The organism is Synechococcus sp. CBW1107, from assembly GCF_015841355.1.
In the GTDB taxonomy this organism is placed as follows: domain Bacteria; phylum Cyanobacteriota; class Cyanobacteriia; order PCC-6307; family Cyanobiaceae; genus Regnicoccus_A.
Genome location: NZ_CP064908.1, coordinates 741,119 through 768,027 on the forward strand (window position 1 = coordinate 741,119; position 26,909 = coordinate 768,027).

A 26,909-nucleotide genomic window follows, 5' to 3' on the forward strand; every position below is an offset into this window, starting at 1 on the left:
AACTTTAGCGCGCTGCCGCGGCAACACTTGAATGCAATCCCAAGGCTTCGCAGTATCATGCTGTCGTTATGCACTACGCGTCAGAGCGCACCCCGCCGATGACCACCGCCACTGCAGCCCCGGCCACCACCCCGCACCTGCGCGAGGACCTGCTCACGCCGCGCTTCTACACCACCGAGATCGAGAAGGCGGCCCGCACCGACCTCAACGGCCAGCGGCCGGCCTTCGAGGCGATGCTCAGCGAAATGGAGACCGACTACAACCGCGACCACTTCGATCGCAAGGCACCACTGGATCGGCTCAAGAACCTCAGCTCCGAGGAGAAGGAGGCCTACGAGAGCTACCTGGTCCGCTCCTGCGTCTCGGAGTTCTCCGGATTCCTGCTGTTCAAGGAACTCTCCAGGCGCCTGCTTCAGGCGGAACGTCCCGAGCTCGGACGGCTGTTCCAGCTGATGGCCCGCGATGAGGCCCGCCATGCCGGCTTCCTCAACCGGGCGCTGGTGGCTGAAGGCATCACGCTCGATCTGCCCAGGCTGAGCACCGGAAGGCCGATCACCTGGTTCCCGCTCAGCTGGGTGCTCTACAGCGTGTTTCTCTCCGAGAAGATCGGCTACTGGCGCTACATCCTGATCGACCGCCATCTCAAGGCGAATCCCGACAACGCCTTCGCGCCGCTGTTCGATTTCTTCGAGCCCTGGTGCCAGGACGAGAACCGCCACGGCGACATCTTCAACATGCTGATCCGCTGCTGGCCATCCCTGCGCCAGGGCCTGCGGGGACGGCTGCTCAGCCGCTTCTTCCTCTGGAGCGTGTTCCTGACCCACAGCCTGACGGTGTGTGAGCGGGGCGACTTCTACCGTCTGCTGGGCATGGATCCGGCGGCCTTCGATGCCGAGGTGATGCGCCAGACCAACCGCACCGCCCGTCGCGCCTTCCCCGCCGTGTTCGACCTGGAGAACGGTCACTTCCTGGAGCTGCGCGACCGCCTGGTGGCCTGCCACCGCGAATTCCAGGCCGGCAAGGCCGAGGGTGCCGGGCCCCTCCGGCAACTGGGAAGGCGGCTGCGTTTCGGCCGGTTGCTTCTCGAGCAGTTCCTGCAACCGATGGTTCCGGCCTCGGCAGGATGAGCGTCACGACAACGGCGCGACGCATGACGGCAGGCGTTCCTTCCAGGCGTGAGGGCATCCCGGTGCGGCCGGCGTCGCTGCACCCCCAGTGGTCGATCGTGCTGTTCATGGTGGCGATCCATGCCCTGGCCCTGGTGGCCCTGTTGCCGCGCTTCTGGAGCCCCACCGCCGTGGCGGTGCTGCTGCTGCTCTACTGGCTCACCGGTTGCGTGGGGGTGACCCTGGGCTACCACCGCCTTCTGAGCCACCGGGCCTTCCGGGTGCCGGGCTGGCTGGAGGCGGTGTTCACCACCTGCGGTGCCCTGAGCTGCCAGCAGGGACCGATCGACTGGGTGGGTCTGCACCGCCATCACCATCTCCATTCCGACGATCCCGCCGATCACCACAACAGCCATCTGGGTTTCTGGTGGAGCCACATGGGCTGGATGCTGCGGGAGGTTCCGGCGGCCCGCAGCGTCCCCCAGCTCACCCCCGACCTGCAGAGCAACCCCTACTACCAGTGGCTGAACCGCCGCTTTCTGCTGCTGCAGCTGCCCCTGGGCCTGCTCCTGTATGGGCTGGGCGCGTGGAGCGGCGCCGGCGGCTGGGCCCTGGTGCTCTGGGGCATCCCCCTGCGGCTGGTGCTCGTGTATCACGCCACCTGGCTGGTGAATTCCGCCACCCACCGCTGGGGCTACGTGAGCCACCCGAGCAACGACTGCTCGCGCAACACCTGGTGGGTGGCCCTGCTCACCTTCGGTGAGGGCTGGCACAACAACCACCACGCCGAGCCCAGCAGCGCCCGCATGGGCTGGGCGTGGTGGGAGTTCGATCTCACCTGGTGGCAGATCCAGCTGCTGCGCCGGCTGGGACTGGCCGACCGGATCCGGCTGGCCCGGTTCTGAGCGCAGCGACAGCGCTTCTCCTCTCGCCTTTCGACCGACAGGACCGACCGATGCCCTCCGATCCCCACGGCTGCCAGCCGGCGCGCGTGTTCATCGGCTACGACCCCCGCGAGGAGGTGGCCGTGAACGTGCTCACCGCCTCCTTCCAGGCCCACGCCACCATCCCGGTGCAGATCGCCCAGGTGCGGCTCGATCAGCTCGGGGGCGTGTACACCCGCGCCCATGACCCGAAGCAGAGCACCGCGTTCTCGTTCAGCCGCTTCCTGGTGCCCTGGCTGGCCGGCTACCGGGGCTGGGCCCTGTTCATCGACGCCGACATGCTCTGCCTGGGCGACATCGCCGAGCTCTGGGCGCAGCGTGACGAGCGCAGGGCGGTGCAGGTGGTGAAGCACCGGCACGAGTGCGAGCCGGGGCTGAAGTTCCAGGGCATGCCGCAGACGCCCTATGGCCGCAAGAACTGGTCGTCGGTGATGCTCTTCAACTGCGAGCGCTGCCGGGCCCTGACCCCGGAGTACGTGAACGCGGCCACGGGGCTGGAGCTGCACCAGTTCCGCTGGCTGGCGGATGAGGAGATCGGCGAACTCCCGCCCGAATGGAACGTGCTGGTGGGGGTGCAACCGGTGCCGGCTGAGCCGAAGATCCTGCATTACACCCTCGGCGGCCCCTGGTTCGACGACTGCCGCACCATGCCCGAATCCGGGCGCTGGCTCGAGGCCCGCGCGGCGATGAACCTGCCCCTGCCGGTGGAGCAGCCCCTCAGCCCAGCATCCCCTTCACATGGCTGATGATGCCGTCGGGATCGAGGCCCTGGTGGGGAAACTGCTCCCAGAGGCCGCCGCAGCCCTCCCGGTAGGTGCCCAGGTGGCTGTAGCGCGGCGTGAACCCCCGCTCCAGCAGCCAGGTGCCGTAGCGGCTGCCCAGTCCGGTGCGGCGGTTGAAGGATTCCACCACCAGCACGAAGGGTGAGGCGCCCGCTCTGGCGAGCATCGCTTCATCGACCACATTGAGGGTGGGTTTGTTGATCAGACCCACGTCGAGGCCCTCGGCCCGCAGCCGCTCAACCGCATCGAGGGCGCGGTAGAGACATTCCCCGAAGCTCACCACATAGCCGGCGCTGCCCTGGCGCACCAGCTCGTCCTTGCCGCTCTCGAAGACATAGCCCTCCCCGTGCAGCTCGCCGCCGTCGGCATCAAGCAGGTTGGGCACCTTCGAGCGGGTCGAGAAGATGAAGCGCAGACCCGGATCGTTGAACACGGCCTGCACGCAGGCCTTCATCTGGGCCGCATCGGCCGGGAAGTACAGGCGGGTCGTGCTGTCCTCCTCGAGGCCGTTGTCAGCGAAGAGGTTGTTGAGGCCGAAATGGCAGGTGTTGTCCGCCATGTCGTCGATGCCGGCATGGGAGAAGTGGCTCAGCACATTGGCGCCGTTGAGCCGCGCCATGGTGATTTCGGAGATGATCATCTCCAGGAAGGCGCTGAAGGTGGCGAAGATTCCCTGGCGGCCGGCCTCCATGCCGAAGCCGGCGGCCGCCGAGAAGTTGGCCCTCTCCATGATGCCGCCGCTCACGAAGATCTCCGGATGGGCCTTGCGGATCTGGGCCAGGCCGCAGGAGCCCTCCAGATCGCTGTCCACCACCAGCACGGTGTCCTTGCGGGTTTCGGGAGCCATCGCGCCGAGGATCTCCACCACCGCATCGCCGAACACGTTGCGGTTCGCCTCCAGCCGCTGGCCTGAGCCCAGGAAGGTGGCGGGATTGGCGGGCTTGACGATGCCCTTGAGATACGTGGCGGCCCCGTCCTGGCCGCGCTTCTCCAGGTAGGCGATCGCCAGGTCCACCGGGATCACGTCGTGGCCGTGGGTGGAACCCTCCAGCCCGTCGATTCCCACCGCCATCGGCCGCTTGTTGATCACCGCCACCGGGCCGTCGCTGGCCACCGCGCGGCAGAGGCGACCATGCAGATCATCGAGATCCTCGCCGTCGCCACTGAGGGTGGCCAGCCCATGGCCGGCCAGGGTGCGCTCCAGGTCGTAGCCGGGCTGGTACTGCGACGGATGGCCGGCGATGGTCACGTCGTTGTCGTCGATCACCAGCTTCACGTTCAGCCCATGGGCCACGGCGAAGCGGGCCGCCTCGGCGTTATCGCCCTCCTGCTGGGCGCCGTCGGAGCCGAGGCAGAACACGGTCTTGCCGGGGTTGGCCAGGGCCACGCCGTTCACGAACGGCCAGAGGTGCCCCAGGCGGCCGGAGCTGAACTGCACACCCGGCGTGAGGCCCAGCTCCGGGTGGCCCGGCAGCCGCGAATGGGCGGCCCTGTACTCCAGCAGCACCTCCGCCGGCAGCTGACCGCGCAGCACGCTGATCAGATACTGCGTGGCCACCCGGTGGCCCGCCTCGTCGAAGAACACCGGCAGAAAGCGATCGGGTGCCCCGCGGAAGAAGGCATCGAGGATCATCACTTCCGGCACGGTGTCGTAGGGACCGCCGCTGTGGCCGCCCACGCCCCGGGCCGCGCCGGTGGCCGTGAAGAAGATGATCGCGTCGCGGCAGAGCTGGATGTTGGCGCTGAGGGCCTCCCGCTCGCTGACGCTGAGGCTGGTCTGGGCGGGATCGAGGCTCAGCGGCCGGTAGGCACTCAGATCGATCGCAAACGGAGTCGTGGAGGCGGTCATGGGAGGAGAAGCCAGGCGCTGGACCCAGGATGCCTCCGCCGACCCGCCGGGGCGCGCTGAAGGCATGGATGAACACCCTTTCTCGCGGAGGGATTCAGCGCCCCTGGCCGACGGGCGGCAGAGGTTGATCGGCGAGGATCCGGCCGTCCTGGAGCTGGATGATCCGGCCACTGTTCCGGGCCACTGAAGGGTCGTGGGTGACCAGCACGATCGTGAGGCCACTGGCGTGGAGCCCCGAGATCAGCTCGATCACCTCCCCGCCGGTGCGGGTATCCAGCGCCCCAGTGGGTTCATCGGCCAGCAGCAGCTCGGGCTGGTTCACGAGCGCCCGGGCGATCGCCACCCGCTGCTGCTGCCCTCCGGAGAGTTGATTGGGGCGATTGGCCAGGCGATCGGCGAGCCCCACCTGCTCCAGCAGGGCTTCGGCTCTCTCGCGCCGCTCGGCCCTGGCGTAACCCGCATAGACCATCGGCAGCATCACGTTCTGGAGAGCGGTGAGGCGGGGCAGCAGATTGAACTGCTGGAAGACGAACCCGATCTGGATGTTGCGGATGTCGGTGCGTTCGTTGTCGCTCAGCCGCGTGATCTCGCGGGCATCGAAGTAGTACTGGCCACTGCTGGGCTGCTCCAGACAGCCGAGGATGTTCATCAAGGTGGATTTCCCCGAGCCGGAGGTTCCCACGATCGCCACGTACTCGCCGCGCAGCACCGTGAGATCGATGCCGTGCAGGATCGGCACGTCCACCTCGCCCATCCGATACACCTTGGTGATCCGGCGCAGTTGCAGCATGGTTCAGTCGCTGCGCAGCGCTGTCATCGGATCGAGCTGAGCGGCTCTGTTGGCCGGATAGGCCCCGAAGAACACCCCGATCAGCAGGCAGAAGGCCAGCGACCATCCCACCGCATCGACGGCGATGCCGCTGCTCCAGCCGAAAGCCGCGTTGATCGCCAGCGACGCCACCACCCCGAGCAGCACCCCCAGCAGTCCACCGGCCAACGAGAGCACGGTGGACTCGATCAGGAACTGGCGCAGGATGTCACTGCAGCGGGCACCGATGGCGCGGCGGATGCCGATCTCCCGGGTGCGCTCGGTGACCGACACCAGCATGATGTTCATGATCCCGATTCCTCCCACCAGCAGGGAAATGGCCGCGGATCCCCCCAGCAGAGCCGTGAACACATTGGCCACGGCGTTGGAGGCATTGACCAGATCCGCCTGGTTGCGGATGAAGAAGTCATCGTCCCGCGGCGGCACGATCCGGTGGCGCAGGCGCAGCAGATTGGTGATCTGATACTCGGCCGCTTCCATGCTCTCGGCCGAGCGCGCCGAGACGGCGATGCTGTCCACCGACACGCCCGCCGTGGTGTTCACCCCGACGATGCGTGACGCCATCGTGGTGAGTGGGATCAGCACCTGATCGTCCTGATCGCGGAAGCCGGTGCTGCCTTTGTATTCCAGCGTTCCGATCACCGTGAAGGTCTCGCCGCGGATGCGGATCATGCGATCGAGGGCGCTCTGGGCCGTCAGGCCCAGACTGTCCACGACCGTCTGCCCAAGCACGGCCACCCTGGCGGCCTGATTGAGTTCGGCCTCGTTGAAGAAGCGACCGCTCAGGGGCAGGAAATCCCTGACGGCCTCGTAGGCCGGGGTGGTGCCCACGATGGTGGTGCTGGTGTTGCGCTCGCCCAGCACCACCTGGCTGCGCCGGGAGAGGTTCGGGGCCACGTCGGCCACGGCGGCACAGGAGGCGGCGATCGCCCTGGCATCGTCCCAGATCAGGGTGGTGGCCGAGCCCGCGCCGCGCGAGACAGGGCCTCCTCCGGCCGCGACGCCGCTCTGCACGAAGAGCAGGTTCGAACCCAGTGATTTCAGCTGGTTCTCGGTCTGGAGCTGGGCGCCACGCCCGATCGTGACCATGCTGATCACGGCGCCGATGCCGATGATCACCCCCAGCATCGTCAGGGCCGAGCGCATCCGGTTGGCCAGCAGCGACGACCAGGCCAGGGCGACCGTTTCGGCCAGATCGCCGCGTTGCCGCCGGCGCGGACGACCCGGGAGAGAGGGACCCATCAGCGCGGCATCCGGCCCTGGCCGCGCGGCTGCTGGAAGGGCGAGGCACCCGTGACCGGCCGGCTGTTGGGGCGGCGCCGTCCCGGTGCCGACACATAGACCCGATCCCCGTCCTGCAGGCCGCTCACCACGACCGTGCTGGCGCCGATCGTGGCGCCCACCTGCACGGGGCGGAACTGGGGCCGCTGGCCGGCGCCCGGCACCATCACGCCGGTGCCGCCCCGCTCGCTGACGATCGCCGGGGTGGGGATCAGCAGGGCATCCGGCTGCCGGCCCACGAGCACGCTGGCCGTGAGGTTCATGCCGGAGCGGAGCCTGGCGCGTGCCTGCTCACCCAGGGCGATCCTGACCTGGAAGCTGGTCACGTTGTCCTCCACCACCGCTTCCGGAGCCACCAGCCGCACCGTTCCCCGGAACACCTGGCGGGGGAAGGCATCCACCTGAAGATCCACCGCCTGGCCAGGTCTGATCGCCCCCACATCCACCTCCGCCACGTTGGCCACCGCCTCCAGCTGACTGGCCAGCGCCAGGATCGACGAGGAAGTGGCCGAACTGGTGGCGCTGGCCGAGGTGGTGGGCGTCACGAAGGCGCCCACATCGGCGTACTTCTGGGTGATCACCCCAGCGAAGGGGGCACGGATCACGGTGTCCTCCACCTGGGCCTGGATCGTGGCGAGATCACCCCGTGCCTGCTGCAGCTGGGCACGGGCCGCCGCGATGTCCTCGGCGCGGCTGCCGGCCCGGACGAGATCCAGGTGTGCCCGCAGGGCGCTCACCCGTGCCTCGCTGGCGAGAAACGCCGAGCGGCTGGCGTCGAAGGCCACACGGGCGATCGCTCCGGAGCCATAGAGCTGGAGATTGCTGCGATAGGTGGAGCCCACGGCGATCTGCTCGGCCACGGCCGCCTGCAGAGTGCGCCGGGCCTCCTCGATCTCCTGGGGCCGGTTGCCGGCCTGGAGCTTCTCGAGGTTCGCCAGCGCCGCCGCCACCGTTCCCTGGGCCCTGAGCAGGCTGCCCAGCAGGTTGCTGTCGTCCATCCGCGCCAGGACCTGTCCGGCGCTGACCCGATCCCCCTGATCCACGCTCAGCGCCGTGACCCGGCCGGGTTGCTTCGGACTGATGTTCACCGGCGTCGTGGGACGGATCGAGCCGGCGGCCGTGACCTTCAGGATCACGTCACGGCGCTCCACCGGCGCGGTCCGGGCGGCCAGGTCTGCCCGCCTGGCCCGGATCTGCCGCTGGTGCCAGACCAGCCAGCCACCGCCGGCCAGCCCCAGCGCCAGCAGCGCTGCCGCAGCGATCAGCCGGCGTGGGGGCGGCCAGCGCCACGCTGGCCGTTGGAGCTGATCAGCATCCGTAGCCGCGGAGGATCCCGGTACCGGCCATCGGCGCAGGCTGGTCGGCAGCATTCCGGAAGGCTTCGCGGCGGGTGAGAGCGACTCTGTCCCAACCATGGCTCCGATCTGCGCCTGTGGGATGACGCCGGCGTGTTCAGCTGTGAGCAGGTGTGAGTGGCCCCGCCGACTGCAGGGTCCATGGGGATCCTGCGGGGTGGTCGATCAGAGATAGAACCCCACCGTCGTCACCACCCGGGTCCCCTCCCGGCGCAGGGCATGGCGCAGGACGTAGGTGGACTGGTTGTGCAGCAGGTTCTCCCACCCGTGCCGGGTCACGAACACCGGCAGCACCACGGTGCAGAACTGGTCACCTCCGTTGCCGTGCTCGATCTCGAACTGGTGGATGAACGCTCTGACCGGATCGATCAGGGAGCGGTAGGGGGAGGGCAGGATCACCAGCTCCACGTCCGGCAGCTGGCGCTGCCATTGCTCCCGGAAAGACTCGGCGCGGCCGTCTCCGAGATCCACATGGACCGCCACCAGGCTGTCGGCGATGGTGCGCGCATAGCGCAGAGCCTCGAAGCTGCCGCGGTGCAACTGCCCCACCAGCAGCACCACCGGCGAGCCGCCCTCCCGGAGGGGTTCCGGCAGGTGGAGGCGCACCTCGGGAGCCAGGCGCAGGCGTCGTGCCACCTGGCGGTAGTGGGCCTTGATCGTGAGCAGCAGGGTCACCAGCAGCGGCACCGCCACCACGATCACCCAGGCGCCGAGGCGGAATTTGCTGTACAGCAGCACCGCGCAGACCACCCCCGTGACCAGAGAACCGAATCCATTGACCAGAGCCTTGCCGAGCCAGCCCTTCTGCCGCTCCTTCCACCAGTGCGCCACCATGCCCGCCTGGGAGAGGGTGAAGCTGGTGAACACCCCCACGGCATAGAGCGGGAGGAGGCGCGTGACGCTGCCCTCGAACACCAGCAGCAGCACCGTGGCGAATCCGCTCAGCAGGACGATGCCGTTGCTGAACACCAGACGGTCACCCAGGGAGGCCAGCTGCCGGGGCATGTAGCCGTCCTGGGCCAGGAAGGCCGAGAGGCGGGGGAAATCGGCATAGGCGGTGTTGGCCGCCAGCAGCAGGATCAGCAGGGTGCTCAGCTGCAGCACCGAGAGCAGCAGTCCATTCGCGAAGATGCGTTCCCCCAGCTGGTAGAGCAGCGTGGGACCGTTCTCCACATACACCAGGCCCAGCTGACTGGCCAGCACGCTGATGCCGCTGAACATCACCGCCAGCACGATCACCATGCCGGTGAGCACCCGGCGCGCATTGCGCCATTCCACCGGCTTGAACACCATCACGCTGTCGCTGATGGCCTCGATGCCCGTGAGGGCCGCGCAACCGGAACTGAAGGCACGCATCAGCAGCACCGGCCCCAGAACCGCCAGCTCACCCCCCTGAATCCGCGCCAGCTGCCCGGCCTGATCAGGCACGTCGAGAGGCGGCAGCAGGCCGAGCCGGAGCTTCACCAGCCCCAGCACCACAAGGGTGAGCACGAGGCCCATGAACAGGAAGGTGGGCAGGCTGAGCAGGCGCGCACTGGAGCGCACCCCGCGCAGATTCACGAGCATCAGCAGCGCCACCGCCAGCAGGCAGAGGGGAATCCGCTCCACAGCCAGCTGCGGCAGAAGGGAGGTGATCGCGGCGATGCCGGCCGCCACGCTCACCGACACGGTCAGCACGTAGTCGATGGCCAGGGAGGCCCCGGCCACCAGACCCGGCACCACCCCCAGGTTGTCGTGGGAGACCCGGTAGGAGCCTCCCCCATGGGGATAGGCCTTGATCGTCTGGCGGTAGCTGACCGCCACCACCAGCATCAGCGCCACGATCAGGCCGGTGATCGGCACGGTGAGGCTGAGGGCGGCGGCACCGGCCAGGCTCAGCACCAGCAGGATCTCCTGGCTGGCATAGGCCACCGAGGAGAGAGCGTCGGAGCTCAGGATCGCCAGGGCTTCGCCGTTACTGAGGCGCTCCTCGGCATGGGCGCTGGTGGGCAGGGGCTCACCGATCAACCAGCGGTGCAGACCTGAACGGCCCGTGCCGCCCGCGGATCCAGGGAACAAGGCCGGAGGAACCAGGTGAGGGAGTCAACCTAGGCAGCGATCCAGCGCAACTCCAACCGAGGGAAGAGGACCAGGGAATTCGCAGGTAGCGATGGTCCGACTAGAGATCGTTGATCACCACGGCCACCGCCACATCGCTCACATCCCCCTGAATCAGGTCGCTGATCGTGTTGGCGATCGGAGAGGGTCACCATCGGGGGGAGAGCCTGCTGGGCCGCCGTGATCGGGGCGTGGGGGTGGTCATGGAGCGGGAGCGGGGGATCCGGCCGGAATCGCCCCGGCCACCACCCGCCATTCGTGGAGCACCCAGCTGACACAACCGGAGCGGATGAGGGGATCGCCGCGCACGATCTCCTCGGCCTCCTGCCAGTCGTAGGCCTGGAACAGGAGCATGCCACCGGCACCGGCGCCGTTCATGCCCTTGCGATCCCGCCAGTACCCGCTGCTGGGCTGATGCCCGCGCCGTGCGAGATCGGCCACCCAATCGAGATGATCCTGAAGGTGACGGTCGAAATGGTCACGGTCCACCAGACCCTGCTCGAGCTTCACGAACCAGGCCATGGGCTCCAGGCCATGGGACACCTTCCAGGAAGGATCTCCAACCTAGGCCGACAGTCCAGGCGGGGACAGCCGCCCAGGGGGGCGAACCCGAGCAGAAATACTCCTTAGGGAAATCCACGCAGAACCCGCCGGAGCTGTTACATTTCGTTAGACGTTCCGAGGGCGGGCTGTGGTAGGCCCTCCTCTTTTTTTTGGCCCTTCTCCAGTCCATGCCGGGTGGTGAACACCTGGGACGGACATCGTCAATCGGGGCGGCCTTGGCATCGAGGGGATGCACGAGCGCCACATGCACAACTTCACGCTCAATCTCGCCAGCGGCGCCACCACGCCGGTGGCACTCACGGCCCCATCATCCGCGTCTGGGATCGAGGCCATCGGTTCGTCGGCCTTTGACACCGACCCAGCCGCTCCCTTCCACCCCTCTGGCATCCCTGGCGGCTGGGCTTTCGACTTCAGGCCGGACGACCTGCGCGGGCTGGCGGCGTGCGCGGGCCGCCTGGACTCAGATGGCCTGCAGCTGATGCAGCTGATCCTCCAGACGCTTGCGCAGCCGGCCCTGCACGAGATTGCAGAGTTCATGGACCAGAGGATCCGCGACCTCATAGATCAGTCGTGTACCCTCACGCTCCGCCCGCACCAGGCCAGCGCGCTGCAACTGGCCGAGCTGTCGGCTGATGTGGGACTGACTGAAGCCCGTGACTTCGATCAGCGACGCCACATCCATGGGGCCGGCCCGTCTTCAGCTGGCAGAGCAGCTGAAGACGGGCCGGCTCACTCAGCAGACGAAAGAAATGACTGAGCTCTTCGAGAAGCCGGGGACTCGGCATGGTCCCGCCGGAGGGGACAGCCATGGCACTTGTTTATGTCTCTAGAGACATTATGCACCCTGTCCAGGCGCGGTGGATGGATCCAGCTCACGGCTATGTGGCTATGCTCATAGCAGCCAAGTCAGTCCTCCACCCCCGGGAGCCCATGGCCCAGTCTCTCTCCACCGATCCTCGCTCCGCCCCGGAGGCGGCCGCCATGCTCGCGGCCGCCTCCGGCGGATCCACTCTGCTTCTCCGGCAGCTGTTCGATGCCGACACCGGCACCTTCACGTATCTGCTCGCCGATGTGGCGAGCAGACAGGGTGTGCTGATCGACGCGGTCTTCGAGCAGCACGAGCGTGACCTCTCCCTGATCCAGGAGCTGGGGATCAAGCTGGTGGCCTGCCTCGACACCCATGCCCACGCCGATCACGTCACCGGCAGCTGGCTGATGCACGACGCCACCGGCTGCGCCATCGGCCTGGCGGCCGCCGCCCGCGCCGAGAACGTCACCCTGCCGCTCCACCACGGCGATCGGGTGCCATTCGGCGGACGCCACCTGGAGGTGCGTGCCACCCCGGGCCACACCAACGGCTGCCTCACTTTCGTGCTCGACGACCAGACGATGGCCTTCACCGGCGACGCGCTGCTGGTGCGGGGCTGCGGACGCTGCGACTTCCAGGACGGCAACCCCCACACCCTCTACCGCTCGATCACCGGGCAGATCTTCTCCCTGCCCGAAACCTGTCGGCTCTACCCCGGCCACGACTACAACGGGCGCACCGTGAGCTCGGTCGCGGAGGAGAAGGCCTACAACGCCCGCCTCGGCGGCGAGGCCGACGAGCGCGACTTCGTGGGCTACATGGAGAATCTCCAGCTCCCCCACCCCCGCAGGCTGGCCGAGGCCCTGCCCGCCAACCTGCGCAGCGGCAGGCCCCGGGGGGACACGGCCCCCGGCCCGGACGACTGGGCCCCGATCCAGCGCAGTTATGCCGGCCTGCCCCAGCTCGGGCCCCGCTGGGTGCGCGAGCACCAGGCTGATCTCACCCTCCTGGACGTGCGCTCGGCCGAGGAATTCAACGGACCTGACGGGCACATCCCCGGCAGCCTGCTGATTCCCCTGCCGGAGCTGGAGCAGCGGCAGGGCGAAATCCCCTCCGGCCGGCCGCTGGTGGTGCTCTGCCATTCCGGCAGCCGCTCGGCCCTGGCCACCCTGGAGCTGCTCAAGGCCGGTCGCCCGCATGTGGCCAATCTGCAGGGGGGTCTGCGCGCCTGGCAGCGGGACGGCCTGCCGCTGGACCACCCCACACCCACCCACTCCTGAGCTGTGCTCACCACAGGCACCCTGGCGCTGCTGGCCGCGGGAGGCGGCCTGATCGGCTTTCTGCTGGCGGTGCTCGGCGCCGGAGGATCGATCCTGCTGATGCCCCTGCTGATCAGCGGCGTGGCCCTGCCCACCCGGGAGGCGGTGCCCCTGTCGCTGCTGGTGGTTACCCTGCTGGCCCTGGGCAACGTGGGGCCTTACCTCCGTCGCCGCCAGGTGGCCTGGCGGCCGGCCCTGATCCTGGGTGTGCCGGCCCTGGCCGGCAGCTGGATCGGCGGAAGCCTGGTGAAGGCCGGCCTGATCCCTGAACCCGTCCAGCTGGCGGTGTTCGCCCTGGCGGCGCTGGTGGCCTCCTGGCTGCTGACCCGCCGCTCGACGCCGCGGGAGCCCCTGCCCCGGGCCGGCAGTGCAGGAGCGCCGATCAGCACCACGGTCTCCCTGGCCCTGCAGGGGGTGGTGGTGGGTCTGCTCACCGGCATCGCCGGCGTGGGAGGCGGGTTCGCGATCGTGCCGGCCCTGGTGCTGCTGGCCGGCCTGCCCATGCCCCTGGCCAGCGGCACCAGCCTGCTGCTGATCGCGGCCAACAGCCTGGTGGCCCTGACGGCGCAGGGCCACTGGCCTGCGACCAGCCTGCCGATGATGCTGCCGCTGCTGGCCGGCGGAGCCCTGGGGGGCCTGGTGGGTCAGTGGCTGGCACCGCATCTGCCGGAACGGCAGCTGCGGCGTGGCTTTGCGGCCCTGCTGATCGGCTCGGCCCTTCTCACCGGCGCGGAAGCCTGGAAGCGGCAGACGCCACCGGGAACGATGAAGCAGGCGGAGTCGGCACAACCCCCATCGCCGGCCATGTCGGTGCGCCACGACGCCGCATCAAGGCCTTGATCCGGCATGGACTTCAGATCCCGCTGGGCCGTCCCTGCAGACCCAGCAGCTGCCGGCGGGGATCAAAGAGCTCGTAGGCCAGGATCTTCACGCGGTCATTGAAGACGAAGAAGATCAGGCTGTACCCCCAGACGGCCAGGGCCAGGGGCCAGCCCAGGGGAGTCATGACCACGCCGTACACCGCCAGCAGCGTGGCGGCGACCTGGGTCACGAGCACCGCCGTGGTCAGGATCGTGGCCGGCCGCGACTGCCAGAAGGGTCCGCGGGTCCGCGCCACGAACACCGTCAGATGCCCGGCCACGGACAGCTTGAGGTACAGCAGGGTCTGGACCGTGTCCCGGCCGAGCTCGAGAAGATGCTCCGCGACATAGAGGAGGCCGAAGGACTCAGCCACCCCCAGAACCCCCAGCACGCTGGCCACGCCGAGGACCACCGGCATGTTCCAGCGCTCGGGCCGGAGGGAGAAGGATGCACGGTCATAGGCGATCGAGAGGATGGCGCCATCGTTGAGCAGGGCCAGCAGCACGATCATCACCGCCGTCACTGGATAGAAGTCGAAGACAAGAATCGACAGTGTCGTGAACAGCAGCACCCGGATCGTTTCCGCGATTCTGTAGATCGCATAGTGGTTCATTCGCTGAAAGATGCGGCGGCTTTCGCGCACCGCCTCGGCCACGATCGAGAGGCCTGGAGTCAGGAGCACGATGTCGGCCGCGGCCCGGGCGGCATCGGTCGCATTCGACACGGCGATGCCCGCATCCGCCTTCCTGAGCGCAGGGGCGTCATTGACCCCATCACCAGTCATGCCCACGAAATGTCCGCGCTGCTGGAGCACATCGACGATGTGATATTTGTTCTCTGGAAAGACCTGAGCAAAGCCATCCGCCTGCTCGATCGCCTCGCTCAGCTGGCCGCTGTGATGGGGCGGTGAGTCGAGCAACAGAGCCGAGTCCAGGATTCGCTGGCCCAGACCCAGCTGCCTGGCCATTTCCAGGGCGATGGCGTGCTGATCGCCGGTGATCATCTTCACCGACACTCCCAGCTGCTGGAGCTCGGCAATGGTGGTGGCGGAATCCGGCCGCGGTGGATCCAGCAGCGGCAGGATTCCCAGATAGTTCCAGTGTCCCGTGGCATCGGTACGCGCCACCCCGAGCGAGCGGAAACCGCGCCCGGCGAAGCTGAGGCTCACCGCCTCCACCTGCGCAGCCAGGGCAGGGTCACCCCCCACCAGGGCGAGGATCACCTGAGGGGCTCCCTTGCTGACCCGGAAGCACTCACCGGCGGCTGTTCTCAGGCTGGCTTCGGTGCGTTTGCCGACGGGATCGAAGGGGATGAACCGCTCGAGCGTGGCCTCTGGATTCAAGCCCTGCTCGGCAGCGGAGTTGAGGATCACCAGATCGATCGGATCCTGACTCTCCCAGCGGGAGGCCAGGGCAGCGGCTTCCAGGATCTGCGCGGCCGTGGAGGATCCGAAGCAGAACGGGGGACCCGTGCTGAGCTGGTTGCGGGTGAGGGTGCCGGTCTTGTCGGAGCAGAGCACATCGATGCCCGCCAGCTCCTCGATCGCGGCGAGCTTGCTGACGATCGCCTGCTTCCTGGCGAGCCTCTCCGCCCCCACGGCCATGGTGACCGAGAGCACGGCGGGCATGGCCACCGGGATGGAGGCCACGGTGAGCACGAGCGAGAACGTCAGGATCGTGATCAGGCTCTGATGCCGGAAGATCCCCACCATCAGGATCACCAGAACGAGGACCAGAGCCAGGGCGATCAGGTAATCGCCGATGTTCAGGACGGCCTGCTGAAAGTGGCTGACCGAACGGGTTCCCTGCACCAGCCGGGCCGTTGTGGCGAAGGAGGTGGCGGCACCGGTGGCATGGACCAGAGCGTCGGTTTCACCCCGTTTGACGATGGAGCCGGAGTAGAGGATGGATTCCGCCTGCTTCGCCACGGGCAACGATTCCCCGGTCAGGGCCGACTGGTCGACCTCGATCGCCTCAGCGCCGACCTGGAGCGCATCGGCGGGAACGATGTCACCGGAGCGCAGATGCAGGAGATCACCGGGCACCAGGTCCCGGGCGGGGATGGTGCTCCAGCGGCCATCCCGCTTCACCCGGGCCAGCAGGGCCAGCTGCGAGCGCAGGGCCTCGATGGCATGGCCGGCCTGGTGTTCCTCCCAGAAGCCCACCAGCGCATTCACCGCCAGAAGGGTGATGATGATGCCGAAATCGGTCCAGTCGCCCACGAGCGCCGAGAGCAGCGCCGCTGATTCGATCATCCAGGGGATGGGCCCCCAGAGGTGCTCCAGCAGCTGACTCCAGACGCTTCGAGCCGTTTCGGGGAGGGTGTTGGGTCCGTGGCGCTCGAGCCGCTGCCGGGCCTCCTCGCCGCTCAGTCCCTCCAGATCTGTCTGCAGACGCTGCTGCGCTTCAGCGAGGGTGGTCGGGGTGACGGCCATGGGCGTGCACCGGAGGCTCCCTCATGGATAGCCCTGGCGGGACGGCGGCGCTTCGGCACTCAGCAACGGTCCGCCGGCGAGGCGGCGAATCGCCACGATGCCGGGCCTCGGCGGGCGACCGGGAACGCCGGAGGGCCAGTTGGAGCCCAGGGGCACCCAGCGCCGCTGCTCGAACGCGCGGCCGTCACGGTCCACCAGTCGGTGAACCTGCCAGTCCCCGGCACTCCCCTGGCGGGTGCCATGGCGTTCGCCGGGATGCTGGACCGAGAGGAACAGGGTGTTGTCACCGGCATCGAAGCAGGGGCCGGTGAGCTCGCACTCGACCGGTCCGGTGGCGAAGCAGAAGGCTCCTCCAGCAGCGGCCCCCTGGCTGGGGAGCACCCAGCAGCTGTTGTTGCCGAAGACCTCGAGGTCGGCCGATCCACCGCCGCGGTCGGTCACCATCCAGAGGTTGCCCGAGCGGTCGACGGCCAGGTTGTCGGGACCCGAAAACCCCTGGCCCCCCTGCCAGGGGGCGCCGCCGGTGGCCAGCATCCGCCAACGGAAGGTCGTCGCGGCGGAGCCGTTTTCGTGCAGGACCATGATCCAGCCGTGGGGCCAGGCGGTCTCGCCGTTGGGGCCGTGAAACACCGCCGGATCGGCGCGGCCGCCGTCATCGGAGCCCGCGGCGGTGAAGGCCACCAGCAGATCGCCGCTGAGGGGATCGATCACCGTGTCTTCCGGTCTGGCGGCGGCGGTGGCGCCGATGGCGCTGGCGGCCAGGTGGGCATCGATCAGGATGGCGCCCAGGCGCTCCTCGCCCTCGCCGGGGTAGAGGTCGGCCAGGGTGGCGTAACGCCGGCAGTAGGCCTCCACCGCCTCGTCGCTGGCCAGGGCTTCGGCGCCTGGCTGGCCGCGGTCACCGTGGGGGAGCAGAGAGGGCTGCTGAAAGGCATAGGCCGCGTAGTGACTGGGCCGCTGCGGCTTCACGGGGGTGCTGGGATCGAGCGGAAGCCAGCGGCCTGTGCCATCGGGCTCGAAGCGGGCCGCCTCCAGGCGTCCGGCCTCGAGCAGGGCCGAATTGGCCGGATCGGCGGGATCAGCGATCAGCGCCTCGCTCACGAAGCGGTAGAGGTGTCCGCCGTGGCGATCGCAGCCGGAATAGACCACGAGCGGCTGACCCGCCTTGGCCCTCACGGCCACCGCCTCGTGACGGAAGCGGCCGAGGGCGGAATGTTTCACGGCGGGCCGCCCTGGCTGACGGGGATCGACCTCCACCATCCAGCCGTACTTGTTGCCCGACAGCGCGAAGGGATTGCCGAGCCCGTCCAGCTTCCTGCCATCGCAGCGAAACGGCTGCGTCGCGGGAGACGGAGACGTGCCATCGGCGTACACCGCCTCCACCACGTGGAACTGGATGTTTTCCTCGGCCGAGAGCACCGTGCCCCAGGGGGTCACCCCACCTGCGCAGTTGGCGAAGGTGCCGATGCTGCGATCAGCCAGTCCGTCGTCGTGGCCCAGGCGCTTCCCCAGGCGGAAGACGGCGGCGGCCGGTCCGCTGATGCGCAGCCGGCGGGATGGATCCTCCAACCCCTCAAGCCCCGTGAGGCGGCGGTCGTACGGTCCGATCCGGCGACGCCAGAGCCCCCCCGCCTCCTGCCGGAGCTCGATCACACCGATGCCCTGATCCTCGAGAGCGGCTCTCGCCACCGCACGCACCAGCTGAAGCAGAGGGTCATCCGGCGCCAGGGACGTCGCATCCACCGAGCCGCCGTGCGGTCTGAGCCCCTCGATCAGCTCCGCCCAGGGCAGGGCCATGCCGGTGGCCTCGCCATACCCCTCGCTCCAGCCCCTTGGACTGATGTACTCGAAATTGACCGTGAGCAACGCCCGCCCCTCTCCCAGCGGGGTGAACGCCAGGTGGTCATTGTTGAAGCCGAAGCGGCCATCGCCGAGCGGATCACCCCAGGCGGCCAGCAGATCGGCGCGGTAGCCGCGCGGCACCACCAGGCGATCTTCGAGCGAAACGCGCCGCAACTGACGCTGCTGCTCGGCAGCCGAGCGACCATCGCCCCACAGGGGCAGGGGCAACGGGACGGGCTCGAAAGGGATCTGTGCAGGGGAAGGCTGGAGCGCCGAGGCCGCGACGCGTGATTCCACCCGCGTGGCGAGGGATGCACCGGCGGCAAGACCGAGGAGGACGAACAGATCACGGCGGTGCATGGCTGGAGCCCGACCCGCAGCAGAGGTGACGAAGGCCAGGCCCCCACAGCTCTCACAGCAAGGGGGTGAGCGGCGGTGGCCCAGGACACCTCAGTGGCCGCAGCGCGCCGAATGATTCACCTGCGACTGGACGGAGCACACCAGGGTGGCCACCGCACCGGCCGGGAAGGGCACGGCATCGCCGGACTGGGTGCTGCTGGGAAGGGCATGGAGCCATTCCCGGCAGCAGGCCAGGGCTTCAAGCACGGCATTCTCCTGCTGAAGGGCATCCTGATCGCACCAGTGCGTGAGGCGGTCAGCGATGCTTCCCGCCTCGATGGGGCAGGACACAGTCAATTCCTCACACCCGGATGGGGAGGGCGCGAGGGACGACGGGCGAGTTGGTGGAGTGACCATGGCTCAACGGCAACGGAACCGTGGCGGACAACCGCCTCAAGACGCGATCAGTCGCGTGTGATCAGCCCCGCCAGGTGGGCAACCCATGGCGACCACGGTTGCGCCAGAGGGATTCAGCACTCACGTGCAGGCCATGACGGGCCGCCAGGCTGGCGGCGGCATGGGTGGAACCGGTGTTCTTCAGCGCCTGGGCAAAGACCGGATCGTGGCTGGCCAGCCTCTGCAGGGCGTGGAGGTCATCGAGGCTCGTGTGAACGGTTCGCTCCGGAGCCATCAGGCCTGGAGCGGACGGAACAGCTTGCATCATCTCATCAATCTCCCGATCTCTTCCCCAAGCCTAAGCAGATAGCCACGGGCATTGATCAGTATTCGTACCTATCTTTACTTAAGCCGAATTCGCCTGACAGCCCGACAATCACGCACTTATTTTATCACAGTCATGACTCCTTTTTGAGCAAGCCGTTCATTCCTGATTGGCGAGATCCAACTCTCGAGATCAGATCCTCCAAGCCTCGGCGCACCAATCCCCGAGGCTCCGGTCGTCCTCGATGCCTTGGCAGTGGCCATGGATCTGGAGCATGCTGGAACCAGTGGTGCCGTTCCCTGAGATGACACGCGAGCGCGACCCTTTCCGAATTCCCAGAGCCGGCTGGGAGGCCGCCCCGCTGGCGGGGCTGGCGTCGATCGACCTCAACCAGAACGGCGGGGCCTTCACGGGACGGGAATTCTTCTCCGAGTCGACCGTGGGGGGCGTCCTCTGCTTTGCCGCCTATCAGGCCCTGCTCACGGCCCTGCGCACCGAAGCCCTGCGCAAGCGTGGTGAACTCGACCGCTTCACCCAGGTTCGTCTGGTGCTGAGCACGAGCCTGGAATCCGCGAAAACCGGCGTGGCCGTGGGCGCCGTGCTCTCCGTGGTGCTGCTGGTCTTTCCCTGGCTCACGGTTCCCCTCTCGCTACTGGGGGTGGTGGGCACGGCCAAGGCCTCCCTCGATCTCTTCCATGCCTTCTGGGACGGCCTCGACGACCAGCAGAAGCTGCAGGTCACCGTGGCCGCCCACGAGGCCGGCGTCAGCCTGAGCGATTTCTTCCGCAACGACGGCGAGGGCCTGGGTCGGACAGCTCTCGGGTGAGCGCAGAGTCACCCATGCCCTCTCGGACCGATGCGGTGCCGGGCGCCTGAGTGCAGACAGCCCGGATGTTCAGTCGTGCCTGACTGGCCCGGCGACTAGCGATACCGCCAGAGATAAGGAGAGTTGCGGTTGGGGGTTCGATAGTCGAAACGGATTCCTTTTTCCACGTTCGCAATCGCGTTATCGACATCGATCAAGGCCTGCTTTCGATAGCCACCTTTGTCGGGTGTGGCTCTGAGCAGCTGGGTTCTCGCCTCGCGAAGGCTCTCAAGCGCGGCCTGCATCATGGGCTGTTGCTGAGCAAGGCTCTGGGTGGAGAAACCGATGACGGTTCCCAGCAACAGGGCTGAACCGGCCAGACCCATTCGGCTGATCGCGGTTGTGGGGTTGCTCTTGAACATGGTTCTCGGAAAATTCGTGTACTGGAACCCCATCAGCATCACCAGGCGATGTGACTGAACGATGAGATGTCGAACCGTCAGACGTTATCAGCTATTACTGAGCCTGGCTGGCCTCAGAACGGCCGGGAAAGGAACGGCTGAATTCGAGTGATTTCATGCCGACACTGATGAGTCCAGTCAGCCGGATGTGCGCCATCCCTGGACCAGACCTGTGGTCCCGCGAGGTGAGACAGGAGAGAACTGCTGTCCGGGAGGATCGGCCCGCCGGTGATCCGGATGGCCCACACGCTTGAGGTGCGACGACTGCCCTGCCTCGCCATGGACCACGGGACCCGACCCCTTGCCTTTTTGGCTTTTATGTGGCTATGGTCATAACAGCACCAAAGGCCCTTCTGCGCCATGACGACCACCACCACTGCGATGGCCACTCCCTCCCGAATCACCGCCAAGGACCTGGCCAAGCAACTGGCGGCCCGCGAGGTCACCTTGATCGACGTGCGCGAACCGATGGAGTACGCCAGCGGGCACATCAGCGGCAGTCTCAATGTCCCCCTCTCCCGCATCACCGAGACCGACCTGCCCAGCGGTCCGCTCGTGCTGGTGTGCCAGAGCGGCAAGCGCAGCACCAAGGCCCTCACCCAGCTGCTGCAGCAGGGCCATCCCCATCCGCTGGCGGATCTTGAGGGGGGAGTGCCCGCCTGGCAGCAGGCTGGCCGCCCGCTGCGGAAACTGAAGGGGGCCCCCCTGCCGCTCATGCGCCAGGTGCAGATCGCCGCAGGCTCCCTGGTGCTGCTCGGACTGATTCTGAGCAACACCGTGGCCCCTGCCTGGATCCTGCTCACCTGGTTCGTGGGGGCGGGTCTCACCTTCGCCGGCATCACCGGCTTCTGCGGCATGGCCAGGCTGCTGGCTGCCATGCCCTGGAACAAGGTGACGTTGTGAGGGCCTCTTGCAATGGCTGAACGCCTCTTCCAGTTCCGGCTGCACAGCAGCCACCATGGTCCGGATCGCCAGAGCGAGGATGTGGTGGTGGAGTTCCTCACCGATGCCGGTGAGTGGCAATCCCAGGAGCTCAGCCTCACCATGCCGGGCTTCAGGCTCTACCTGATCTCGCTGCTGCTCTGCCAGCACGTCTATCTGGTGGCCAATGCCAGGGAAAGGGGCCTCCCGCTGCAAGCGGTGGACGCTGATTTCAAGGTCACCACCAGCAGCGACTGGATCCTCAAGCGTGTGGAGGGTGACTTCCGTCTGCGCCTGGATCCTGCCGCCGCTGACCAGGAGAGAGGCCGCGTCGATGCCGAGGCCATGGCTCACCTGCAGGAGCGCATGACGCTCTGCCCCGTCTCCCGCAACCTCCCAGGCGGGGTGCACAAGCGCATCGACCTCCGCCTGCTTGGCTGAACGCTGGAGCGATGCCGTCGATCGGAGCGCCATGGACCCGCCAGCCCAGACCGACATCGCCCAGCTGCGCCAGACCTACCGCCGCGGAGGCCTGCGTCGCGCCGATCTTCACCCCGACCCTGTGGAGCAGTTTCGCTGCTGGTTCGCTCAGGCCACCGCGGCGGAGCTGCTGGAGCCCAACGCGATGGTGCTAGCCACCAGCGATGGTGTTCGCCCCAGCTCACGCACCGTGCTGCTGAAGGCCTTCGACCGGCGAGGGTTCGTCTTCTTCACCAACTACGAGAGCCGCAAGGCCCGCGAGATCGCCACCGTCCCGCAGGTGAGCCTGCTGTTTCCCTGGTACGCCCTGGAGCGTCAGGTGGGAATCCTGGGCCGGGCCGAGCGGATCTCCACAGCCGAGTCGCTGGCCTACTTCGCCTCCCGGCCCCTCGGCAGTCGCCTGGGGGCCTGGGTGTCGCAGCAGAGCTCGGTGATCAGCTCCCGGCAGATCCTGGAGATGCAATGGGAGGAGATGCAACGGCGCTTCGCCGCCGGTGAGGTGCCGCTGCCCTCCTCCTGGGGCGGCATCCGGGTGGTGCCGTTCGAAGTCGAGTTCTGGCAGGGCCGCGAGAACCGCCTGCATGATCGCTTTCGTTACCGGAACGCCGACGCTGAAGGCTGGATCCTCGAGCGCCTGGCTCCCTGAACCGGCGTGGGGGTGCCGCCGGCTCAGGAGCGGGCGTCGGGCCCGCCCTGGGCTGAAGCCTGCTGGCTTTCCAGAAGGCAGAGCGCGCGGAAGCGCAGCGCCGCCACTTCCTCGAACAGAGGGTTGATCTTGCACAGAGGCGGGATGTGCAGGATCTTGCGGCCGGCGATCACCACGTCGCGCTCGAAGGGGCAGCGGGCCGGGATCAACCACACCAGCAGGCGGGCGACGGAGGCGCGACGCGGGCCGATGCCATCGAGCCAGCGCCGGAGCCGATCGAGCAGGGCCCCATGAAGGGGGCCCCTGAGAGGGCTGAGGGTCATGGCGTGAGTTCCCTGGACGACAGGGGAGCGACAGACAAGACGGTTGGAGACTGGCGATGGGCGGGCTCAGATCACCCGGATGGTTCATGCTCCACCCTCATTGTGAAGTGCTCAAGGGGGCGTGCTGTCGTGCCGGACACCTCTGTGCGGCAGCCCTGACGCCCCGACTCCTGGCCACCTCGAGCGCCAGCGGCGCCAGCAACAGAGGCAGAACTCCGGGCTTGGGGGCTCACAGGGCTGGAAGGGGACGGCGGCCATGGTCATGGGCGATGCAACGAATCCGCAACGCGAGAACTACGACATAACGCTAGCGCGATAACGTGCCACAGTTGACCCGGCTGGACCGGTTGGCCCGACTGGACCGACAGGCCGCCCACGCTCGCTCGCGATCGTCATGACCACCACGCTCCCCGCCCCGATCTCCGACCACGCCAGCAGCGCCGATGTGGCCGCCCGCAAGGGTTTCGGCCCGCGGGTGCGGCGCCTGCACGCCCGCATCGGCGCCGCCCACCACCAGGCCGAGGGCATGGCCTTCTCCCGCGCCCTGCTCGACGGCCAGGCCAGTCCGCTGCAGCTGGCGGCCCTGATCCGCGCCCTGGGTCCGGGCTACGCCCTGATCGAGCAGCGGGGCCCGGAGCTGGCCGCCGCCCTGGGCGCCGCCGATCTCCCCTGGGCCCAGCTGGCCCGGGGTGCCGCCCTGGCCGCCGACGCGGCCGCCCTGGAGGTGGCCCCGCCCACACCGCCCTCCGCCGCCGCGGCCCTGTGGCTGGAGCACCTGCGCAGCCTGGCCCGGCAGGCGCCCCATCGCTTCCTGGCCCATGTGTACGTGCGCTACGGCGGCGACCTCTCCGGCGGCCAGCAGCTGGCGGTGCAGGCCAACGCGATCCTGGCCGCCCACGGCCTGCCGGGAGTGAGCTTCTGGAGCTTCGATCGGCCGATTCCCGAGCTCAAGGCCGCCCTGCACGCCGGGTTCGAGCAGCTCGAGCTCAGCGCGGCGGAAGAGGCCGAGCTGCTCGAGGAGGCCGTGATCGCCTTTCACGACACCCAGCGCCTGCTGGCCGAACTGGGTGAGCTGGGCAGCCTGGCCGAAGCCTGACACCCCAGAAATCCACAGCCCATCCCCCTGCGTCCAAGCCGTCGACCCGGCCTCCCACCCGATCGCCTCCATGCCCACCACCGCACCCGTTCGCCTCGATCCGCTGCAGCTGCTGCTCAAGCACGACAAGCCGGTCCCCCGCTACACCAGCTACCCCACCGCCGCGAGCTTCCACACCGGAGTGGGGGCCAGCGAGCTGGCGGCCGAGCTGGCGCGCCCCAGCGATGAGGATCTCTCCCTCTACGTGCACATCCCCTTCTGCCGCCATGCCTGCTGGTACTGCGGCTGCAACCGCATCACCACCCAGGCCGGATCCAAGGTGGTGGGGCCCTACCTGCGGGCCCTGGCCCGGGAGCTGGAGCTGATCCAGCAGGCCTCCACTCAGCGCCGGAGGCTCGGACAGCTGCACTGGGGCGGCGGCACCCCCAACTACCTGAGCGTCGACGAGCAGGCGGATCTGTGGGCGCTGATCGACCACCACTTCGATCTGGCCCCCGACCTGGAGGCCTCGATCGAGGTGAACCCGGAGTTCCTCACCCGCGAAGAGGTGCTGGGCCTGCGCCGGCTGGGCTTCAACCGCATCAGCTTCGGCATCCAGGATGCCGATCCCGAGGTGCAGGCGGCAGTGAACCGGATCGTGCCGGTGGATCAGCTGCGGCGGGCGATGGCCTGGATGCGGGAGGCGGGATTCGAGAGCGTGAACGTGGATCTGATCTGCGGGCTTCCCCTGCAGACCCCCGGACGCTTCGCCACCACGATCGCCCTGGTGGAGGAGCTGCGTCCGGATCGGGTGTCGCTGTTCAGCTTCGCCTACCTCCCCCGTCAGCTGCCCTTGCAGCGCCGCATCGCCGCCGACGATCTGCCCAGCCAACGGGAGCGGCTGCAGATGCTTCAGGCCGCCTACGACGCCTTCACCCGCTGCAAGTACGACGCCATCGGCATGGATCACTTCGCCCTGGCCGGCGACAGCCTGGCGGTGGCGGCGCGGGAGGGCCGGCTGCACCGCAATTTTCAGGGCTACACCACCGGCGGCGAGCTGGATCTGATGGCCATCGGCGTCACAGCGATCAGCCAGTACCCCACCCTGTTCAGCCAGAACCTGCGGGATCTCAGGGCCTACTACGCCAGCCTCGAGGCCGGCGTGCTGCCGGTGGAGCGGGGGCTGGTGGTGAACGACCCGGAGGTACTGCTGCGGCGCCGGATCATCCAGCAGCTGATGGCCAACTTCCGGATCGACTTCGACGACCTCGAAGGCGAGGCCGCCCTGGATGGACCCCGATGCTTCGCGGGGGAATGGCGCGAGCTGGAGGCTCTGGCGGCCGACGGCCTGCTCCGCCTGGAGCGCAACGGATTCAGCGTGACGATGGAGGGGCGCTGGCTGATCCGCCTGATCGCGGCGGTGTTCGACCCCCAGCAACGGCAGTGCCCCAGCGGCTCCCGGCTGATCTGACCCAGGGCCGGGCTGGTGCAGCAGGACCTTCAGGCCGAGCGCCAGTCGAGCCAGGGAAGGAAGGGAACGATCGCCGCGGTGGAGGTCCGGTAGGCCGCGTAGTCGGGATGGGCCTCGCAGAGCCGGGCTTCCTCCCGCCGCGCCTTGTGGCCAAGAACCGCCGCGAGGGCCAGAAGCAGCCCGAGGTGCAGCAGGCTGCCCAGCGCCATGGCCACACCGAGGGAGCAGATCAGTAACGCCTGGTAGAGCGGATGGCGACAGCGCCCGTAGGCCCCCTCCGTCACCAGAGCGGCGCCGGGGATCGGTTCCGGCAGGGGGCTGAGGCTGGCCCCCAGATTGCGTGCCCCCTGCGCGCCAAGGACCAGACCCACCAGCAGGGTGGTCGCTCCGATCAGGCGCATGGCCAGGGGCCAGTGAATCCCCAGGGAGGCCGGGGGAGGCGTGGGCGGCAGCCAGTGGGCGGCGATCAGCAGCATCTGCGCCAGGAGCCACCACTCCCCATGGCGGTTGTCGCGCAGGCCCTCCCAGGAAAAGCCCAAGTCCTGAAGCCGGTCACTCAGCTGACGCCACATGATCAGGTCTCCGCAGGCGAATCAAGCAGAGCGCTCGGCGCCATGACCCCAACCTGGTTCAGCTGTTCGCAGCATGCCAGTCCTGGCATGGAGGAAGTCCCGAACCCATCCACCTCCAACCGACCCACCTCTGCCGCCATCAGCCCCGGCCGGCAGCGGAACGGGTTGTACGGGAACAGGTACTCCGTGAGGCGTTCTCCGACTGCCGGAAGGCGTAACTTGAAGTTGAGGGGAGGCCTGGGAGCCAACCCGGCCTTTCCCTCCAGAAGAGTCCGGCCAGGGGTTCGCCAGAGCCGGTGTACGCCAAGGAGGTGCAGTTGCTGTTGAACGTCGCCTCGGTGGCGCGGCGAGTACGCCACCCCGTAGGTGTTGAGCCACATGCCATGTCCGGTTCCCGTCCATTGCAATCCCGGGCTGCATAACCCGGGCAACGGTCACAACTGCGGAGGTCAAGCCCCGAGCATCTCTCCCCAGAGGCGTGACCGGATCCTTACCTGCCAGGCTCAGGACAGGCTGACCGCTGGAACCCAGACACCCGACCGGGTGCACCCCAACTGCCAGGGTGATCACCCGCAACCCGTGCAAAGGCGCCCCCCCATGGGGCGCCTTCTCATGATCCCTCTCCATCGACTGAGCTGATCCCACCAACCCCAGTGGATTTGCTCGAGACAGGCGCAGCCGGCTGCGCAGAGCCTCCGGCGCCGGTTGCGCAATGATCACGTCATTCGTTCTGCGTCCCACGATGGTCCGTGCTCTCTGGATGCCTGGCAGGACTCTCCACCCAGGCCTGGTTGCCGGGGGGTCGATGCTGATCCTGGCCACCACTCTTCTGATCGGTGCTGACAGGGCTGAGGCCCAGCAACAGCAACGGTTCTCCCAGCAGCAGTCCAGGCTGCTCGAGATCAATGCCTCGACCCGCTCGTGCCTCCAGGCGGCCAGGGCGCAAGCCGATCTCCGGACTTGCATGAAGACGGAACGGGACGCCATCCGCAGCCTGCGTCAGAAGCGGACAGCCCAGAGCTGA

General features: G+C 68.0%; 26 protein-coding genes and 1 pseudogene. 13 read left to right on the plus strand and 14 right to left on the minus strand.

The genetic code is table 11. From position 1 onward, the window contains the following. Positions 1-98 precede the first annotated feature (98 nt). Genes acsF through I1E95_RS03930 form a run of 3 tightly spaced genes read left to right on the plus strand, consistent with a single transcriptional unit; the run spans position 99 to position 2,796 of the window. A complete protein-coding gene (gene acsF / locus I1E95_RS03920) occupies positions 99-1,127 on the plus strand; it encodes a magnesium-protoporphyrin IX monomethyl ester (oxidative) cyclase (RefSeq protein ID WP_197165634.1) in 1,029 nt (342 codons plus the stop codon). A 23-nt stretch (positions 1,128-1,150) separates the two neighbouring features. Beyond that, the gene (locus I1E95_RS03925; RefSeq protein WP_231594843.1) at positions 1,151-2,011 is read left to right on the plus strand and encodes a fatty acid desaturase; all 861 of its coding nucleotides are present in this window, start codon (positions 1,151-1,153) and stop codon (positions 2,009-2,011) included. Between the two features lie 50 nt (positions 2,012-2,061). Continuing rightward, positions 2,062-2,796 (plus strand): hypothetical protein, encoded by a 735-nt coding sequence (locus I1E95_RS03930; protein ID WP_197165638.1) that lies wholly within the window; start codon positions 2,062-2,064, stop codon positions 2,794-2,796. Here I1E95_RS03930 and I1E95_RS03935 read toward each other — a convergent pair. The 6 genes from I1E95_RS03935 to I1E95_RS03960 all read right to left on the minus strand — a co-directional run bounded on the left by I1E95_RS03935 (position 2,768) and on the right by I1E95_RS03960 (position 10,765). Beyond that, the gene (locus I1E95_RS03935) at positions 2,768-4,681 is read right to left on the minus strand and encodes a transketolase C-terminal domain-containing protein (protein WP_197165639.1); all 1,914 of its coding nucleotides are present in this window, start codon (positions 4,679-4,681) and stop codon (positions 2,768-2,770) included. The genes I1E95_RS03930 and I1E95_RS03935 overlap by 29 nt on opposite strands. 94 nt (positions 4,682-4,775) lie before the next feature. Then, the gene (locus tag I1E95_RS03940) at positions 4,776-5,471 is read right to left on the minus strand and encodes an ABC transporter ATP-binding protein (protein WP_197165641.1); all 696 of its coding nucleotides are present in this window, start codon (positions 5,469-5,471) and stop codon (positions 4,776-4,778) included. A gap of 3 nt (positions 5,472-5,474) precedes the next feature. Further along, positions 5,475-6,752, minus strand: coding sequence for an ABC transporter permease (locus I1E95_RS03945; RefSeq protein WP_197165643.1), 1,278 nt, complete (start codon positions 6,750-6,752; stop codon positions 5,475-5,477). After that, on the minus strand, positions 6,752-8,161 hold the full coding sequence (locus tag I1E95_RS03950; RefSeq protein ID WP_197165645.1) for an efflux RND transporter periplasmic adaptor subunit: 1,410 nt from the start codon (positions 8,159-8,161) through the stop codon (positions 6,752-6,754). Before I1E95_RS03950 ends, I1E95_RS03945 begins: the two co-directional genes overlap by 1 nt. Positions 8,162-8,311: 150 nt before the next feature. Further along, on the minus strand, positions 8,312-10,204 hold the full coding sequence (locus I1E95_RS03955; RefSeq protein ID WP_231594844.1) for an APC family permease: 1,893 nt from the start codon (positions 10,202-10,204) through the stop codon (positions 8,312-8,314). Between the two features lie 240 nt (positions 10,205-10,444). Continuing rightward, a complete protein-coding gene (locus I1E95_RS03960; RefSeq protein ID WP_197165647.1) occupies positions 10,445-10,765 on the minus strand; it encodes a YciI family protein in 321 nt (106 codons plus the stop codon). Positions 10,766-10,978: 213 nt separating this feature from the next. Between I1E95_RS03960 and I1E95_RS16765 the strand changes: the two are divergent. Next, positions 10,979-11,117: pseudogene (locus tag I1E95_RS16765) on the plus strand (photosystem II q(b) protein); the annotation flags it as partial. Between the two features lie 150 nt (positions 11,118-11,267). On the opposite strand, the gene I1E95_RS03965 reads toward I1E95_RS16765, so the two are convergent. After that, complete coding sequence (locus tag I1E95_RS03965) at positions 11,268-11,489, minus strand: ArsR family transcriptional regulator (protein WP_231594845.1); 222 nt, start codon at positions 11,487-11,489, stop codon at positions 11,268-11,270. Between the two features lie 248 nt (positions 11,490-11,737). On the opposite strand from I1E95_RS03965, the gene I1E95_RS03970 reads away from it, so the two are divergent. Together I1E95_RS03970 and I1E95_RS03975 are read left to right on the plus strand one after the other, a co-directional pair. Next, on the plus strand, positions 11,738-12,895 hold the full coding sequence (locus I1E95_RS03970; RefSeq protein WP_231594846.1) for a rhodanese-like domain-containing protein: 1,158 nt from the start codon (positions 11,738-11,740) through the stop codon (positions 12,893-12,895). 3 nt (positions 12,896-12,898) lie between these two features. Beyond that, positions 12,899-13,774, plus strand: coding sequence for a sulfite exporter TauE/SafE family protein (locus tag I1E95_RS03975; protein ID WP_197165649.1), 876 nt, complete (start codon positions 12,899-12,901; stop codon positions 13,772-13,774). A 13-nt stretch (positions 13,775-13,787) separates the two neighbouring features. Here I1E95_RS03975 and I1E95_RS03980 read toward each other — a convergent pair whose 3' ends face one another. The 4 genes from I1E95_RS03980 to I1E95_RS03995 all read right to left on the minus strand — a co-directional run bounded on the left by I1E95_RS03980 (position 13,788) and on the right by I1E95_RS03995 (position 19,101). Continuing rightward, on the minus strand, positions 13,788-16,229 hold the full coding sequence (locus I1E95_RS03980) for a plasma-membrane proton-efflux P-type ATPase (protein WP_197165651.1): 2,442 nt from the start codon (positions 16,227-16,229) through the stop codon (positions 13,788-13,790). 21 nt (positions 16,230-16,250) lie between these two features. After that, on the minus strand, positions 16,251-18,431 hold the full coding sequence (locus tag I1E95_RS03985) for a PhoX family phosphatase (protein WP_197165652.1): 2,181 nt from the start codon (positions 18,429-18,431) through the stop codon (positions 16,251-16,253). A gap of 90 nt (positions 18,432-18,521) precedes the next feature. Beyond that, positions 18,522-18,767, minus strand: coding sequence for a hypothetical protein (locus I1E95_RS03990; RefSeq protein ID WP_197165654.1), 246 nt, complete (start codon positions 18,765-18,767; stop codon positions 18,522-18,524). A 121-nt stretch (positions 18,768-18,888) separates the two neighbouring features. Further along, positions 18,889-19,101 (minus strand): Nif11 family protein, encoded by a 213-nt coding sequence (locus tag I1E95_RS03995; RefSeq protein ID WP_231594847.1) that lies wholly within the window; start codon positions 19,099-19,101, stop codon positions 18,889-18,891. 334 nt (positions 19,102-19,435) lie between these two features. Here I1E95_RS03995 and I1E95_RS04000 point away from each other — a divergent pair, with 334 nt between their 5' ends. Next, entirely contained in the window at positions 19,436-19,957 is a 522-nt protein-coding gene (locus I1E95_RS04000; protein WP_197165657.1) for a hypothetical protein, read from the plus strand. 95 nt (positions 19,958-20,052) lie between these two features. Here I1E95_RS04000 and I1E95_RS04005 read toward each other — a convergent pair whose 3' ends face one another. Next, complete coding sequence (locus tag I1E95_RS04005; RefSeq protein WP_197165659.1) at positions 20,053-20,358, minus strand: hypothetical protein; 306 nt, start codon at positions 20,356-20,358, stop codon at positions 20,053-20,055. Between the two features lie 399 nt (positions 20,359-20,757). Here I1E95_RS04005 and I1E95_RS04010 point away from each other — a divergent pair, with 399 nt between their 5' ends. Genes I1E95_RS04010 through pdxH form a run of 3 tightly spaced genes read left to right on the plus strand, consistent with a single transcriptional unit; the run spans position 20,758 to position 22,444 of the window. Further along, positions 20,758-21,300, plus strand: coding sequence for a rhodanese-like domain-containing protein (locus tag I1E95_RS04010; protein ID WP_197165661.1), 543 nt, complete (start codon positions 20,758-20,760; stop codon positions 21,298-21,300). 12 nt (positions 21,301-21,312) lie between these two features. Beyond that, on the plus strand, positions 21,313-21,759 hold the full coding sequence (locus I1E95_RS04015) for a hypothetical protein (RefSeq protein ID WP_197165663.1): 447 nt from the start codon (positions 21,313-21,315) through the stop codon (positions 21,757-21,759). A gap of 31 nt (positions 21,760-21,790) precedes the next feature. Next, positions 21,791-22,444, plus strand: coding sequence for a pyridoxamine 5'-phosphate oxidase (gene pdxH, locus I1E95_RS04020; protein ID WP_197167083.1), 654 nt, complete (start codon positions 21,791-21,793; stop codon positions 22,442-22,444). A gap of 23 nt (positions 22,445-22,467) precedes the next feature. On the opposite strand, the gene I1E95_RS04025 is transcribed toward pdxH, so the two are convergent. Then, positions 22,468-22,767: a Mo-dependent nitrogenase C-terminal domain-containing protein gene (locus I1E95_RS04025; RefSeq protein ID WP_197165664.1), complete on the minus strand. Its 300-nt coding sequence runs from the start codon at positions 22,765-22,767 to the stop codon at positions 22,468-22,470. A gap of 394 nt (positions 22,768-23,161) precedes the next feature. On the opposite strand from I1E95_RS04025, the gene I1E95_RS04030 reads away from it, so the two are divergent. Together I1E95_RS04030 and hemN are read left to right on the plus strand one after the other, a co-directional pair. Then, a complete protein-coding gene (locus I1E95_RS04030; RefSeq protein WP_197165666.1) occupies positions 23,162-23,863 on the plus strand; it encodes a biliverdin-producing heme oxygenase in 702 nt (233 codons plus the stop codon). Positions 23,864-23,933: 70 nt separating this feature from the next. Then, complete coding sequence (gene hemN, locus I1E95_RS04035; protein WP_197165668.1) at positions 23,934-25,313, plus strand: oxygen-independent coproporphyrinogen III oxidase; 1,380 nt, start codon at positions 23,934-23,936, stop codon at positions 25,311-25,313. A gap of 29 nt (positions 25,314-25,342) precedes the next feature. Here hemN and I1E95_RS04040 read toward each other — a convergent pair whose 3' ends face one another. Next, the gene (locus tag I1E95_RS04040) at positions 25,343-25,885 is read right to left on the minus strand and encodes an isoprenylcysteine carboxylmethyltransferase family protein (protein WP_197165670.1); all 543 of its coding nucleotides are present in this window, start codon (positions 25,883-25,885) and stop codon (positions 25,343-25,345) included. Between the two features lie 805 nt (positions 25,886-26,690). Between I1E95_RS04040 and I1E95_RS04045 the strand changes: the two genes are divergently transcribed. Next, positions 26,691-26,909, plus strand: coding sequence for a hypothetical protein (locus I1E95_RS04045; RefSeq protein ID WP_197165672.1), 219 nt, complete (start codon positions 26,691-26,693; stop codon positions 26,907-26,909).

Excerpts from the sequence above, each read along its gene's own strand:
- acsF (WP_197165634.1), top strand. The coding sequence starts at position 99 with ATGACCACCGCCACTGCAGCCCCGGCCACCACCCCGCACCTGCGCGAG.
- I1E95_RS03925 (WP_231594843.1), top strand. The coding sequence starts at position 1,151 with ATGACGGCAGGCGTTCCTTCCAGGCGTGAGGGCATCCCGGTGCGGCCG.
- I1E95_RS03930 (WP_197165638.1), top strand. The coding sequence starts at position 2,062 with ATGCCCTCCGATCCCCACGGCTGCCAGCCGGCGCGCGTGTTCATCGGC.
- I1E95_RS03935 (WP_197165639.1), bottom strand. The coding sequence starts at position 4,681 with ATGACCGCCTCCACGACTCCGTTTGCGATCGATCTGAGTGCCTACCGG.
- I1E95_RS03940 (WP_197165641.1), bottom strand. The coding sequence starts at position 5,471 with ATGCTGCAACTGCGCCGGATCACCAAGGTGTATCGGATGGGCGAGGTG.
- I1E95_RS03945 (WP_197165643.1), bottom strand. The coding sequence starts at position 6,752 with ATGGGTCCCTCTCTCCCGGGTCGTCCGCGCCGGCGGCAACGCGGCGAT.
- I1E95_RS03950 (WP_197165645.1), bottom strand. The coding sequence starts at position 8,161 with ATGCTGCCGACCAGCCTGCGCCGATGGCCGGTACCGGGATCCTCCGCG.
- I1E95_RS03960 (WP_197165647.1), bottom strand. The coding sequence starts at position 10,765 with ATGGCCTGGTTCGTGAAGCTCGAGCAGGGTCTGGTGGACCGTGACCAT.
- I1E95_RS03965 (WP_231594845.1), bottom strand. The coding sequence starts at position 11,489 with ATGGATGTGGCGTCGCTGATCGAAGTCACGGGCTTCAGTCAGTCCCAC.
- I1E95_RS03970 (WP_231594846.1), top strand. The coding sequence starts at position 11,738 with ATGGCCCAGTCTCTCTCCACCGATCCTCGCTCCGCCCCGGAGGCGGCC.
- I1E95_RS03980 (WP_197165651.1), bottom strand. The coding sequence starts at position 16,229 with ATGGCCGTCACCCCGACCACCCTCGCTGAAGCGCAGCAGCGTCTGCAG.
- I1E95_RS03985 (WP_197165652.1), bottom strand. The coding sequence starts at position 18,431 with ATGCACCGCCGTGATCTGTTCGTCCTCCTCGGTCTTGCCGCCGGTGCA.
- I1E95_RS03995 (WP_231594847.1), bottom strand. The coding sequence starts at position 19,101 with ATGGCTCCGGAGCGAACCGTTCACACGAGCCTCGATGACCTCCACGCC.
- I1E95_RS04000 (WP_197165657.1), top strand. The coding sequence starts at position 19,436 with ATGACACGCGAGCGCGACCCTTTCCGAATTCCCAGAGCCGGCTGGGAG.
- I1E95_RS04005 (WP_197165659.1), bottom strand. The coding sequence starts at position 20,358 with ATGTTCAAGAGCAACCCCACAACCGCGATCAGCCGAATGGGTCTGGCC.
- I1E95_RS04010 (WP_197165661.1), top strand. The coding sequence starts at position 20,758 with ATGACGACCACCACCACTGCGATGGCCACTCCCTCCCGAATCACCGCC.
- I1E95_RS04015 (WP_197165663.1), top strand. The coding sequence starts at position 21,313 with ATGGCTGAACGCCTCTTCCAGTTCCGGCTGCACAGCAGCCACCATGGT.
- pdxH (WP_197167083.1), top strand. The coding sequence starts at position 21,791 with ATGGACCCGCCAGCCCAGACCGACATCGCCCAGCTGCGCCAGACCTAC.
- I1E95_RS04025 (WP_197165664.1), bottom strand. The coding sequence starts at position 22,767 with ATGACCCTCAGCCCTCTCAGGGGCCCCCTTCATGGGGCCCTGCTCGAT.
- I1E95_RS04030 (WP_197165666.1), top strand. The coding sequence starts at position 23,162 with ATGACCACCACGCTCCCCGCCCCGATCTCCGACCACGCCAGCAGCGCC.
- hemN (WP_197165668.1), top strand. The coding sequence starts at position 23,934 with ATGCCCACCACCGCACCCGTTCGCCTCGATCCGCTGCAGCTGCTGCTC.
- I1E95_RS04040 (WP_197165670.1), bottom strand. The coding sequence starts at position 25,885 with ATGTGGCGTCAGCTGAGTGACCGGCTTCAGGACTTGGGCTTTTCCTGG.
- I1E95_RS04045 (WP_197165672.1), top strand. The coding sequence starts at position 26,691 with ATGCTGATCCTGGCCACCACTCTTCTGATCGGTGCTGACAGGGCTGAG.